Source organism: Trinickia sp. (genome assembly GCF_051953955.1).
In the GTDB taxonomy this organism is placed as follows: Bacteria; Pseudomonadota; Gammaproteobacteria; order Burkholderiales; family Burkholderiaceae; genus Trinickia.
On record NZ_JBQCIF010000002.1, the window covers coordinates 1 to 11992 of the forward strand.

Here is an 11992-nt window from a genome sequence, read left to right on the forward strand (position 1 = left end):
GCCGGTACTACGCGCATCCGCAGAATCGGTTTTGGCATTTGATCGGGGATGTGATTGGCGAAGCGCTGCCGAGCATGGATTACGAGGCGCGGCTGCAAGCGCTGCTTGATCACCGCGTGGGGTTGTGGGATGTGATTGCCAAAGCTAAGCGCGAGGGCAGTCTCGATAGCCGGATCCGTGATCACGCGACGAATGATCTGGCGGCGCTCGTGGCTGCGTTGCCGAATCTCGCGGCTGTTGCGTTCAATGGCGGCACGGCGGCGAAGATCGGTATGCAGGCGTTGGCGGAAAGTCGTTTATCGCTCGATCTCATCAAGCTACCGTCGAGCAGCCCCGCTTATGCGGCTGTGCCTTATGGCGAGAAGTTGAGGGCGTGGGAAACGTTGCGCAAGTGGTTGGCGGCGTAGCTTCGCTCAAATAGATTCGCTCCACCGGTCGTTTGCCATCGGTGAAACTGGGATTTGACGCAACCGACAGTTCCAACTCAACGCCCGAGTAGTTGACGCGCGACGCGACTGCTCACCCCACGCCTTCTTCGAATGAACGAGCCCGTATCGCTCCATTGTCCCGAGTGTTCGCGATAGACTTGATTTTGCGGCCGGATTTTGATGATGCGCTAATCCCTAGCACGATCGAGCTAGATTTTGGCTCATCGATTGCGCGGGCTATGGCGGATGCCGAGCAGCAATTGGGGCGTTCCGACACCGGCATGTCGAAAAAATAAATTGGGACGCGAACCAGATCGCGTCGGCACCGCCTCTTAGCTTCCGGAGAGGTCGTCTCTCAGCTTGAGAAAGGAAGCAAACCCATGTTTTACGTCAAGAATGTTCCCGGCTGGGAACGCGTGGTCCGCATTGTGCTCGGTGCCGTTGGTGCGGCGCTTTCGATCTTGCTTCTCAAAGGTATAGTTGGAATCGTCGGCGCGGTCGTCGTCGCCGGCGTGACCATGTCCGGCCTTGTGGGGTTTCGCCCAGCCTGCGCCATGGTGGGACGGCGTCTCGCGAAACAACAGAAGCGGTGACATGTCTCTCGACGAAGAAAAGCGAGCAGCAATCGACGCAGCGCACGATGTCCTCTTGCTCCGCGACTTCGAGGAACTCACGATCGGCGAGATCGCTGCGCGTCTCGGCTCGTCCGTCCCGGCGACTAAAAGCCGCCTGCATCGTGCGCGAACGCTGGCGCGCGAATATCTGCTTGCCTGATCACAATAGACCCTGGACAGACGAGGCAGCGGTGGGCATCGGCGGGGCGCTGCCGTCGGCGTTGAAATGACGATGAGGTTCAACGCGATCCGCATCTCGACGTTCCTGCAGTTGCCGCCGCCATTATGCGAATGACATTTCCAGCTCCACGCCTGAGTAGTTGACGCGCGGCGCCACTTCTCGACCCTCGCCTTCTTCGAAACGAACGAGCCCGTATTGCTCCATTGTCCGCAACGTTCGCGATAGATTGGACTTCGCACGGCCCGAGCGTTCCGCTAATTCGCTCAGTGACGCGGGCTTCGTCTCGGCGATCAACGCAAGCAGCGAGCGGTTTCTGTCGGAAAGCACCTGTGCCAGCGTTTCGAGCGACTGGAACCAGACTTTGGGCTCATCCGGGCTGGGCACATAGTCACCTCGGGCGATTGCCATCGTCCGAGCTTTGTATTGCTCCAATGACGCAATCCCGACCTTCAAGACGTTGGCTGTACTCATGCTGACTGCTCCTTCTCGCAAGAATCGCTTCAACTTCGACCCAGAAATCCGCCATCTGCTTGCACACGGCGGCGCGGACCACGTGGAGGCTTGAGAAATCGCTAGATGCTAACGGGGGAGTGTCGGTCTCGTGGTGCATTCGCTTGTTTCTAAGACCGAATGCCAGCCTTTCGTGATGGGACTCTGCGTAGATCGAGCTAGCGGCTGCGCTTTGCGGCAGCGCACCTGTTAGCGCTGTTGTTTGTTCTATCGGCGCAGACCTGAGCGTGCGGATCTACACGGGGGGTAGCGATGCCGTACCTGATGTCAAATTAACCAAAATATCAATCGGTTTTGGCATTTGATGGGGGATGTGATTGGGGTGGCGTTGCCGGGGATGGCGTACGAGGCGCGGCTGCAAGCGCTGCTCGACCATCGGGTGGGGTTGTGGGATGTGATTGCGAAGGCGAAAAGAGAAGGCAGTCTCGATAGCCGCATTCGCGATCATGCGACGAACGATCTGGCCACGCTCGTGGCTGGGTTGCCGAGTCTTGCTGCGGTTGCGTTCAACGGCGGCACGGCGGCGAAGATCGGAATGCAAGCATTGGCGGAAAGCCGCATTTCGCTCGATCTAATCAAGCTGTCTTCGAGTAGCCCGGCGTATGCGGTCGTGCCTTATGCCGAGAAGCTAAGGGCGTGGGAGGCGTTGCGTAAGCGGTTGGCGGCGTAGCGTCGCCGAAAGACGATGCTCTCGGCAGAGCCCGATCCATTGATCCCTCCGAACCCGCGCACCAGACTTAAATCACCATGGGATCGTTTCCCCTTTCCAGCGCGTGAACGTCCCTGTGGGGCCGTCCGGACCGAGCAGCGCAAGGCGCACCGCCTCGCGAGCGCCTTCCTCGACGGTCTCGGTGCCCGCATATCCGTTGAGGTTCGTCCTGGTAAAACCCGGGGAGACGGCATTGACCTTGATACCTTCTGGCTCGAGTTCGATCGCCATGGCGACCGTCAAAGCGTTGAGAGCCGTCTTGGATGCCGGGTAGACGGGGCCGAAGATCGCGCGGTAGGGGAAGGCCGGGTCCGAGTTCGTCGTCAACGACCCAACGCCACTCGACACGTTGACGATGCGGGAGCCTGGCGTCTTGCGCAAAAGCGGCAGCATCGCCTGGTACACAGCGAGCACGCCGAATACGTTGGTGTCCCATACCGCGCGCATTTCATCTAGCGCCGCGTTGCTCGGGCGCGTCGACTTTGCGTACTCCTCGACGGACTGACCGGGCTGCTTCTTCGTATTCGAGATGGCCGCGTTCTGGATGAGAACGTCAAGGCGGCCAAACTCATTTCGGACGCGCTCCGCCGCGGATGTGATCGAAGTCGGATCCGTCACGTCGAGCTGGAGCGCGAACGCGCCCAGCCCAACTTCCCTGGCCGCAGCCTCGCCGCGTTCGAGGCTGCGCGACCCTACCAGCACAGTCATGCCGCCTACCGCTAGATCCTTCGCAATCTGAAGACCGATTCCTTGATTCGCCCCGGTTACGAGAGCAACGGGTTTGTCCTGCATAGCAATCTCCTTATCCTAGTGCGCTCGCGCGCGTACAAGCCATGATCAATGCGTGCCGGGTTTTCATGGGAACTCCTATGTGAGACGGTTTGCGTATGCCCCCTACGATAGACTGCGATGACCGTACTTACTACAATCATTAATCCGAATTTCGTTTGTAAAAGTCCGAAGTGATCGATCCGTTAGCCGAAGTTGTGACGCTCCTACAGCCGGGCGCCCGGTTTTCCAAATTGGTCCTGGGCGCCAGCCCTTGGCGCGTTATCCGCTCGGATGCCGGTCAGTCGCTCTATTGTGTGATCCTCGAGGGCGCGTGCCGCATGGCGATCGACGGGCACGAGCCCATTGAGCTCGTCTCGGGCGATTTCGTGCTGATTCCCGCGGCCTACGGCGTCGCGATGTCCAGCCTCGTGCCGCCACCGCCGGCCGTTCAAACGCAAGAGCCGATCGCGCTCGGCAACAATGAATTTAGAATCGGGGAGTCGGACAGCCCAGTCGATTCGCGAATGATGGTCGGCCACTGCAGCTTCGGTTCGCCAGATGCAGCCCTGCTGGTCTCATTGCTACCGCAACTCGTGCATGTCCGCGGTGAAGAGCGGCTGGCCACCCTCGTACAACTTGTACGAGATGAATCACGCGAGCAGCGGCCGGCGCGTGAGGTCGTGCTGTCACGACTGCTGGAAGTGCTGCTCATCGAGGCGCTGCGGTCCACGGCGGAAACGACTGCGTCACCAGGCCTAGTTCGCGGGTTGTCCGATTGCCGCCTCGCGGCCGCGATCCGCGTTATGCACGAACACCCTACACGCGCGTGGACGATTGCCGAACTCGCGAAAGAGGCCGCACTGTCGCGCTCAACCTTCTTCGAACGCTTCAACCGCGCGGTCGGCGTGGCGCCGATGGAGTATTTGCTCACCTGGCGCATGGCGCTCGCAAAGGACCTGCTACGCCGTAATGAAGGCCGCGTCGCAGAGATTGCACAGCGCGTTGGCTACAGCTCCGCCAGCACCTTCAGCGTCGCCTTCACGCGGCATGTAGGGAGGACACCTTCGCAATACGCGCGCGAAGCCCAGCCGGCCACTGACGGCTGCGAAGATTGGGATGCAGGCGCTGGCCGAGCGCCGACTATTGCTTGATCTCATCAAGCTGCCGTCGAGCAGCCCGGCTTATGCGGCTGTGCCTTATGCCGAGAAGTTGAAGGCGTGGGAAGCGTTGCGGTCATAAGTGAGAATGAACTGACTCTCCGTAGCCATTGTGCAGCTAGTCGTGACCGTCCCTAGCAAGGTTCGCGCGAGACTGAGCAAGTGCTCAAACTCGGTGCGGTTCGCCGCGAAGGGCTTCAATTTTCCAATGCGTACTAGGTTATCGAATGTCGTCGATGTCATCCTCTGTACCTATGACCATCAGCTTCGGCCGCCGCAGCACTTCGGCAACGAAGGGATGACTTTTGCGCTTTCGCTCCAGGAATTCATCGAGAGTGTACTGGGTAATCTGCACTGCGCGGCCTAGCTGCTTTTCAGCCGGCCCGAGCGCAGCCATGATTTGCCCATAGCTGAGGGTTTCACTGATCAACAAGACGTCGATATCGCTGCTGGCGCGGTCACGGCCGTGAGCCACCGATCCGTACACGAAGGCGAGTTCGATGTCGGAAGCCAGCTGCGATAGCGCTTCGCGGAGAACCTCAACGACCCCAAAAGTCTTGAGAACAATGAGACGCAGCTCATCGAAAATGGGGCTACCTTCGTAGGCGCGCACTTGTTTGAGGTTTGCGACGCGGCGCGTTTCGATGAGACCGCCCTTTTCGAGACGATTTAATTCGCGTTGGACGGTGGCGCTGCCGAGACTGGTGAGTCGAATCAGCTCTTGGACGTGAAACCATTGTTCGGGCCGCCCGAACAGGCATGCCAAAATGGGTTGCTGCGCCCTGGAGAAGAGGGCATCGCCGAGCTGTGCCATATGCTAGATTCTAGCATGATCCAGCTAAAATTTAGCACGATGGTGTGCAGCACCTTCCGAATCCATGGACGTAACCCGCACACGCGTGGATAGCGGTCGATCGCAGATGAACCGCCGCGAGTTCCTAGCACGATCGAGCTAGATTTTGGCTCATCGAAACGAACCTGAGCCCTCGCGGATGGAGCGGCTAGCGATCTCATGGTCGGTTCTCCCTGTCGGTCGGCGATGTGTCGGGCGCCTCAATGACGCCGGTACCGTGCCGCGGCTGTTGTCGTTGCCCTGACCGAGGACGGGCAGATCTACTACGAGCGTTGCCTGCGCGCGATCGAGGAACTGCGTGCGGCGGAATCCGTGCTCCGGGGCAAGCGTCGTACGCGTTGATGTGGGCGGGGCGGCGCTCACTGCGGGCGGGTTCGCGGTGCTCCTGCGCGTGGCGCTATGGCAGCAGCTGCTAAAACTGGGCCGAGATATTCACTATGCATCCGACGGGATCCCGGCCTGCATGCAAATTCCAAATCAGCGATGCGGAAATTCTGGCCGGGCGCCGGACGTGCCGCTTCAGCAAGGCTGCCCGGCAGCTCCCGCTCAGTACCGCTTTTTGGGCGGCAACGACCGCTTGATCTGCTTGCGTAGGCGTGCCACTGCGGCGGCTTTTTTGCGCTTGCGTTCTGTTGTAGGTTTTTCATAGGCTGTCCGGGCACGAAGCTCCGGAATCAGGCCTGTGCGCTCGATCGCGCGACGGAAACGGCGTAACGCAACTTCCACGGGCTCGTCGGGTTTCGGAATTACGATAGTCACTATTTTCCTTGGTCCAGATCCGCCAGCAATGGCGAATCGTGATGTGGATGTGTACGCGGCGTTGTGGCACGAGGTCACGGCCGACGCCCGGACGGCGAATGAGGTTGGGATGGGGCAGACGCGGCGGCTCGCAATACCGGTCCGATGCGCGTCGCGGCATGCAGTCCAGCGAGTGCTGTCGCTATCAATCAAAGGCGGATTCGCGACCAACCAACACGCGTCTTTTCGGCGCTGTGCGAAGCGAACCAATCGTGCATTGTAACCGAAGGCCGCTATCTATCCCACCGCTATCGGCGGGGCCAGAAGGAAGTAGTGTTGTCGGCGATGCGTGCCGACGATGCGCAGCGCGGGTTCCCGCGTGATGTTTGGGCGCGTTTTGCTGCACCCGCCTGGCGCGTCCAGTGCGTGAAGTGTTTCGAACTGTGGCGCCGTCTTCAACCGCGCATGTCCACCCAGTTGCGCGCCCACTGGGTCGAGTGCTGCAACGCTTGCTCTTCGCTCTTGAAGTAATCGAGCGAATAAAACCGGTAGCGGCCTTCGGCTCGCTCGCCGTCGATGAGTTCGAGCAATAGGTTGGATGAAAAGCTACCATCGGGCAAACGATGCGCCGAAGGTTGGACGGCATAGCCGTTGTAATGTCGAATTTGCTTGTCCTGCATTTTAATTTAATGATATTTGAGTGCACACATGCCGTGCGACAAGTGTACGGGCGCGCCGATTCAAAGCCATTCGAGCCGAATTCCTCGGCAGTCGAAATGCGAAAAATGGCGTTTAAGCCTGACGGGCGAATGAGGCGCAACGAGGCGCAACGAGGCGTATGGCGCCGGCACGCTGCTGAATGGACGGATGCCAAGCAGGGTGGGGCGCCAACTGAGGGAGACAAAGCTCCACGAGGGTGTTCCTGCAACCCGGTATCCGTCACAGACGAACCGGGCCCTTCACCTTTACAGCGGCTTGATGTTGGCCGCTTGCAGCCCCTTCGGGCCTTGCTTCGTTTCGAAGCTTACTTTTTGATTTTCAGCCAGCGTCTTGAAGCCTTCGCTCCTGATTTCGGAGAAGTGGGCGAACAGGTCGTCACCGCCCTTATCCGGGGTGATAAAGCCAAAGCCTTTGCTGTCATTGAACCACTTAACGGTGCCGGTTTCCATGAAGAATCCTCGAGGAAAAAAATACAAAAAATGTGCTCCATTTCAGAGCGCGGGAAGCTTCAAGGAGGGAGAGGGACAACGAATACCGCAGAGGAGCGAGCAATTGATGAACAGCAATCGAACTTCTTGAACTTCGAAGCGAACGGTACCCCGCCGGATGGATCGGCGTCAACACTTATCTTGTAACTGTTTCGCCAGGGGCGTTCCGCAGGCGAAGCGGTAACCACGCGCACCGATGCGAACTTCATCGTGAACTCCTTGCTGAGAAAGGAGCTCGAGTCTAACGATCCATGCTGTCAGGTTCTGGCAGTAGGGTGCGACTGGCGATCTGGTTCAGCTTGCGCCATTCACGAAGCAGCGTGGAACGCCGCTTGGGATAGCGCTCCGCCATCTGTTCGACGCTGCGGAGCCGATCCGTACGGAAATTCCGAAAATCGTCTCGAAGCTCGCACCAACACATCAGTACGCGCGCCTGGTCGAAATACACCAAGGCAAACGGCCAAACGATGCGCTGCGAACGGAGACCATGTCCGTCCACGTAAGTAATGCGGAGCTTTTGCTCTGCACGGACCGCCGCGCGTAGAAAATCCTGCGGGACGATCTGAGTAGGCCTCGTCAGCGGCGCTCCCACCAGCAGCGAAGATTCCTCCAACTCGCGACGCAATTCGGTGGGCAGGACGGCGGCTATCTTAGCCAGCGGGCCTAGCGCCCCGGTCGATAGCGTGTTGTCGCAACGGCGGTATGAGGTGTCCGCGGTCGAGGCAACGGCGCAGGCGACGCATGGCATAATGCGCCGCCCCGATCGTCACCGCGTCGATATCGAATCGTCGGCCTGGGTGCAGGCACCGGCCCACCTGTGCCTCGACGATATCGCGAAGAACATGATCGGCACACGCCGTTCCGACCTGCGAGGAGCTCTGCCATGAAACTGCACACGACTGTGCGCGCCGCTGTCGCCGCCCTGCTGATCGCCGGCTGCCAACTCGCGCAGGCGCACGCCTACCCCACGCACAAGACCCCAGCGGCCGGTGCGACCGTCGCGACCTCGCAGAAGGACGTCGTCATCGATTTCGACGACAGCCTCGAACCCGCTTTCAGCTCGATCACCGTGAAGGACACACACGGCAAGGCCGTCTCCGACGGTAAGGCTGTCGTCGACGCGTCGAACAAGAAGCGCATGTCGGTCGCACTGCATTCGCTGACGCCGGGCATCTACACGGTCTCGTGGGTCGCGGTCGCTGCGGATGGGCATCGCACGCAGGGACACTACACGTTCACAGTGAAGTGACGGCCCGGCCTCGCCTCGTCGGGCCGATCGAGCCGATTCCGCAGGCCGTGGCGCCGATTCCGCAGGCCGTGCAGCGCGGCTTCTTGCGACTCGGGCCCCTGCTCGCCGGTGCTGCAATAGGGTGTGCAACGGCCGCTGGCCATGCATGCGCACAGGCCCGGCAACCTGCCGACGCTCCAGAGGCGGCGGGCACCGTGTTGCCCGAGATCGTGGTGAAAGGCGTGGCCGACGGACCGTCGGCCGGGCTCGTCGGCAAACGCACCGAGACGGGCACGAAAACCGATACGCCGATCAACGAGATTCCCCAAACGATCAACGTCGTCACCGGGCAGCAGATCGAGGCGACCGGCTCGGCCGATCTCAACGAGGCGCTGCGCTATCTGCCTGGTTTCGCCTCGTACGGGTCGGACAACCGCTCGGACCTTTATGCGTCGCTGAGAGGCTTCAGGCCCGCGCTGTTCATCGATGGATTGCAAGCGCCGAATACGACACCGATCGCCGACTGGCGCGTCGACCCGTACGCGATCGATAGCGCAACGGTGTTGCGCGGGCCGGCGTCGGTGCTGTACGGAGCCGGCGATCCGGGCGCGATCATCGACGTGCGGACGAAGCAGGCCGACGGCGAGCGCGTGCGCGAGGCGGGCGTGCGGATCGGCAACTACGCGCGCAAGGAGACGATGTTCGACGTCGGCGACGAGCTCGATCCGAGCGGCAAGTATGCCTATCGCTTCGTCGGCGTTGCACGCGACGGCAATGCGCTGACCGGCCCGAACGGGGACCGGCGCGTCGCGATTGCGCCGTCGTTGCGCTGGCGGCCGGATACGGCAACGTCGTTGACGCTCACCGCGACGTATCTGCAAGATGCCAACGATTTTTCGCACAACTTCCTGCCCGCGCAGGGCACCGTACTGCCGAACCCGAATGGGCAATTGACGCAGGACGTCTACACCGGCGCCCCGGGCTTCAATGACTACCGGAAAAAACAGTGGTCGCTCGGCTATCAGCTATCGCACGACCTCGATTCGGTTTGGACGGTTAGCCAGAACGTGCGCTGGATGCACCTGTCGCTCGATGATGCTTCGGTCTTCGGCGCCGGCCTTGCCCCTCGCAGCACGACCGACATCACGCGGTACGCAGGCCTCTTTCAGCTCAACTACGGCCGCTTCGACATCGACGACAACGCCAAGGCGCGCGTCGGCACGGGGCCGCTCGAGCATACGGTGCTGCTCGGTTTCCAGTACAACCGGCAGACGACGACCGACAGCGAATGGCTCGCACTGGCGCCGCGGCTGAATCTTTACGATCCCGTGTACGCGCCGGTGACGACCGCGATCTTTTCGGGGCCGACGTCACTGGGCCACCCCGATCTGCACACGGCAATGAACACGGTCGGTGCGTACGCACAGGACCAGATCAAATGGAATCGCTGGACCTTGACGCTCGGTGGGCGCGAGGATTGGGTCAACGTTCGGCAGGACGACCTCGGGGCCGGGACACAGACGAAGCAAGACGTCAGTGCTTTCTCCGGCCGCGTGGGCCTCACGTATCGCGGCGACTACGGCTTGTCGCCGTACATCGGCTACTCGACGTCGTTCAATCCTGTCATCGGCGTGAAGATGTTCGGCGGCGGACTGCCGAGCCCCACGCGTGGCAGGCAGACCGAGGCAGGCCTGCGCTGGCAGCCGCCCGGAAAGAATCTGATGCTGAGTGCGGTCGCCTACCAGATCGACCAGACGAACGTGGTGACGCCCGCGCCGGCGACTCTCGATCCGACCGGTACGTCCTCCGTGCAAACGGGCGAAGTGCGCTCGCGCGGGATCGAGCTGAGTGCGATCGGAAACGTGACGCGCGAACTGTCAATCATCGCATCGTACGTCTATCAGGACGTGAAAAACGTGCAGGCGAACGACGCATCGCTGAACAAATGGCCTGTCGACATCCCGCGGCCGCGCGAGATGGCATCGCTGTGGGCCGATTGGACATGGCGCACGGGAGCGCTCGCGGGGCTCGGCATCGGCGGTGGAGTCCGCTATCAAAGCGCATCAGCGGGGGCCCCGGACAACTCGCTGACGATCCCGAGCTACACGCTGTACGACGCGGCGCTGCACTATGCCCTTCGTCACTGGCGCTTCTCGCTGAACGTGGCGAACATGTTCGACCGTCGCTATGTCAGCGGCTGCCAGTCGTATGCGATCTGCGCATTCGGCAACGAGCGAACCGTGCTGGCCAGCGCCAAATACGACTGGTGACGATATGCCTGCGATGCCTGCCTGACGGTTCGATGGCTGCCTGATTCGGCGGCGCTTTACACTGGACCCCCTTCGTTGATGGAGATTCGGCAGATGGACTATCCCGTTTTTATCGTTCCCGGCATCGGCAACTCCGGCCCATTGCACTGGCAGAGCTTGTGGCAAGCCGCGCATCCGGATTGGCAGCGCCTGTCGGTCGACGATTGGGATCGCGTGGCATGCGACGACTGGGTTTCGCAAATCGAACGGCAGCTGCCGGCAAACGGCTCGGCGCCGATCATCGTCGCGCACAGCCTCGGGTGTCTCGCCGTCGCGCATTGGGGTGCCCGCTACGGTCGCGCGATTCGCGGCGCGCTGCTCGTGGCCGTGCCCGACCCTGCCGCACCGGCATTTCCCCGCGCGGCCACGAGCGGGTTCGAGCCGCTGCCGAGCCAGCGATTGCCGTTTCCTACGATCGTCGTGGCCAGCACCGACGATCCGTATGGAAGTGCGCAACACGCGCGAGCCTGCGCGGCTGCATGGGGAAGCGAATTCGTCGACTTGGGCGCAAGAGGGCATATCAATGCGGCGAGCGACCTGGGCGATTGGCCCGATGGGCTTCGATTGCTGGACCGGATGAACTGACGGTGCGGGACGCGTTGCCGGAAGGGCTTATGCGTTCGTCGGCCGTTCGGACAAGTATTCGCGTGCTCCGGCTAATCAGCGGGGGCAGGTAAAATCCCATGCATCGTGCCGTATCCCCGCACCAGATTACTCGATCCCTCATGTCCGACACCCGCTTTCCCTCATCCGACACCGTCATCAATCGCACCGCCGATTGCGCCCCCGAAAGCGATATCGAGGAGGCGCCCGAATCGCTGCACGAGGACACGCTCTGGCGCGATGGGGGCTGGACTGCGCGCGTCATCAAGAACGAGGACGACGATGGGTGGGCCGTCGAGATGATCAAGGATGGCGAGCCCGAGCCTGCGCTGGTCGGTCCGTGGACGATGGGCCGCAACAAGAAGGACCCGAAGCCGCTCGACGTGTCCGCTTTCAATACCCTCGTGAAGACGGCGTCCGAGGTATTGCGCCGGCACGAGCAGCAACTGCGCGCGCAGCTGCATAAAAGCTTGACGGTGCCGGCCGCGACGGGCGAGGGCGAATGGGAGATCACGCTCGACATCGTTCCCGACGAGGACGAGCCTTATGCGCTGCTGACTGCGCTCGATGCTTTTGGCGAACAGCTCGCGCGCGTGCAGGTGGCCGCAAACTTCAAGCTCAGCAAGGCCAGCGCCGCAAGCTGGGTGGAAAACGAGTTTCGCCGGCCGGCCTGACGATAGCGA

At 61.3% G+C, this 11992-nt stretch carries 15 protein-coding genes and 3 pseudogenes; 11 read left to right on the forward strand and 7 right to left on the reverse strand.

All coding sequences use genetic code 11. The features are described 5' to 3' along the window. The 3 genes from ACTHNZ_RS00120 to ACTHNZ_RS00130 form a co-directional block, all read left to right on the forward strand. Positions 1-407: DNA-deoxyinosine glycosylase (locus ACTHNZ_RS00120; RefSeq protein WP_440540457.1), on the forward strand; the 407-nt coding region annotated here is incomplete at its 5' end. A 401-nt stretch (positions 408-808) separates the two neighbouring features. Continuing rightward, entirely contained in the window at positions 809-1021 is a 213-nt protein-coding gene (locus ACTHNZ_RS00125; RefSeq protein WP_440540458.1) for a YgaP family membrane protein, read from the forward strand. A gap of 1 nt (position 1022) precedes the next feature. Then, entirely contained in the window at positions 1023-1202 is a 180-nt protein-coding gene (locus ACTHNZ_RS00130; protein WP_440540459.1) for an RNA polymerase sigma factor, read from the forward strand. Between the two features lie 123 nt (positions 1203-1325). Here ACTHNZ_RS00130 and ACTHNZ_RS00135 read toward each other — a convergent pair whose 3' ends face one another. Beyond that, positions 1326-1694 (reverse strand): HVO_A0114 family putative DNA-binding protein, encoded by a 369-nt coding sequence (locus ACTHNZ_RS00135; protein WP_085230266.1) that lies wholly within the window; start codon positions 1692-1694, stop codon positions 1326-1328. Between the two features lie 325 nt (positions 1695-2019). Between ACTHNZ_RS00135 and ACTHNZ_RS00140 the strand changes: the two are divergent. After that, positions 2020-2403 (forward strand): annotated as a pseudogene (locus tag ACTHNZ_RS00140) (DNA-deoxyinosine glycosylase); the annotation flags it as partial. Positions 2404-2475: 72 nt separating this feature from the next. On the opposite strand, the gene ACTHNZ_RS00145 reads toward ACTHNZ_RS00140, so the two are convergent. Beyond that, the gene (locus ACTHNZ_RS00145; RefSeq protein ID WP_440540460.1) at positions 2476-3234 is read right to left on the reverse strand and encodes an SDR family oxidoreductase; all 759 of its coding nucleotides are present in this window, start codon (positions 3232-3234) and stop codon (positions 2476-2478) included. A 170-nt stretch (positions 3235-3404) separates the two neighbouring features. Here ACTHNZ_RS00145 and ACTHNZ_RS00150 point away from each other — a divergent pair, with 170 nt between their 5' ends. Both ACTHNZ_RS00150 and ACTHNZ_RS00155 read left to right on the forward strand, forming a co-directional pair. Continuing rightward, positions 3405-4364 carry an AraC family transcriptional regulator gene (locus ACTHNZ_RS00150; RefSeq protein WP_440540461.1) on the forward strand — a complete coding sequence of 320 codons (960 nt, stop codon included), beginning with the start codon at positions 3405-3407 and terminating at the stop codon, positions 4362-4364. Beyond that, positions 4312-4452, forward strand: a pseudogene (locus ACTHNZ_RS00155) (DNA-deoxyinosine glycosylase); the annotation flags it as partial. The gene ACTHNZ_RS00150 and the pseudogene ACTHNZ_RS00155, both read left to right, overlap by 53 nt. A 138-nt stretch (positions 4453-4590) precedes the next feature. Here ACTHNZ_RS00155 and ACTHNZ_RS00160 read toward each other — a convergent pair. Further along, positions 4591-5184, reverse strand: a complete 594-nt coding sequence (locus tag ACTHNZ_RS00160; RefSeq protein ID WP_440540462.1) for a nucleotidyltransferase domain-containing protein — start codon at positions 5182-5184, stop codon at positions 4591-4593. A 279-nt stretch (positions 5185-5463) separates the two neighbouring features. Here ACTHNZ_RS00160 and ACTHNZ_RS00165 point away from each other — a divergent pair. Beyond that, positions 5464-5556: pseudogene (locus tag ACTHNZ_RS00165) on the forward strand (LysR family transcriptional regulator); the annotation flags it as partial. A gap of 213 nt (positions 5557-5769) precedes the next feature. Here ACTHNZ_RS00165 and rpsU read toward each other — a convergent pair. The 4 genes from rpsU to ACTHNZ_RS00185 form a co-directional block, all read right to left on the reverse strand. Continuing rightward, a complete protein-coding gene (gene rpsU, locus ACTHNZ_RS00170) occupies positions 5770-5982 on the reverse strand; it encodes a 30S ribosomal protein S21 (RefSeq protein WP_440540463.1) in 213 nt (70 codons plus the stop codon). Positions 5983-6416: 434 nt separating this feature from the next. Continuing rightward, positions 6417-6641: a hypothetical protein gene (locus ACTHNZ_RS00175; protein ID WP_440540464.1), complete on the reverse strand. Its 225-nt coding sequence runs from the start codon at positions 6639-6641 to the stop codon at positions 6417-6419. Positions 6642-6926: 285 nt separating this feature from the next. After that, on the reverse strand, positions 6927-7130 hold the full coding sequence (locus ACTHNZ_RS00180) for a cold-shock protein (protein WP_027797648.1): 204 nt from the start codon (positions 7128-7130) through the stop codon (positions 6927-6929). 280 nt (positions 7131-7410) lie between these two features. Next, the gene (locus ACTHNZ_RS00185; RefSeq protein WP_440540465.1) at positions 7411-7782 is read right to left on the reverse strand and encodes a helix-turn-helix transcriptional regulator; all 372 of its coding nucleotides are present in this window, start codon (positions 7780-7782) and stop codon (positions 7411-7413) included. 270 nt (positions 7783-8052) lie between these two features. Between ACTHNZ_RS00185 and ACTHNZ_RS00190 the strand changes: the two genes are divergently transcribed. The 4 genes from ACTHNZ_RS00190 to ACTHNZ_RS00205 all read left to right on the forward strand — a co-directional run bounded on the left by ACTHNZ_RS00190 (position 8053) and on the right by ACTHNZ_RS00205 (position 11983). Then, positions 8053-8418 carry a copper resistance CopC family protein gene (locus ACTHNZ_RS00190; protein ID WP_440540466.1) on the forward strand — a complete coding sequence of 122 codons (366 nt, stop codon included), beginning with the start codon at positions 8053-8055 and terminating at the stop codon, positions 8416-8418. Positions 8419-8501: 83 nt separating this feature from the next. Beyond that, the gene (locus ACTHNZ_RS00195) at positions 8502-10667 is read left to right on the forward strand and encodes a TonB-dependent siderophore receptor (protein WP_440540542.1); all 2166 of its coding nucleotides are present in this window, start codon (positions 8502-8504) and stop codon (positions 10665-10667) included. Between the two features lie 93 nt (positions 10668-10760). Next, on the forward strand, positions 10761-11291 hold the full coding sequence (locus ACTHNZ_RS00200) for an RBBP9/YdeN family alpha/beta hydrolase (protein WP_440540467.1): 531 nt from the start codon (positions 10761-10763) through the stop codon (positions 11289-11291). A gap of 140 nt (positions 11292-11431) precedes the next feature. Beyond that, positions 11432-11983 (forward strand): hypothetical protein, encoded by a 552-nt coding sequence (locus ACTHNZ_RS00205; RefSeq protein ID WP_440540468.1) that lies wholly within the window; start codon positions 11432-11434, stop codon positions 11981-11983. Positions 11984-11992 lie beyond the last annotated feature (9 nt).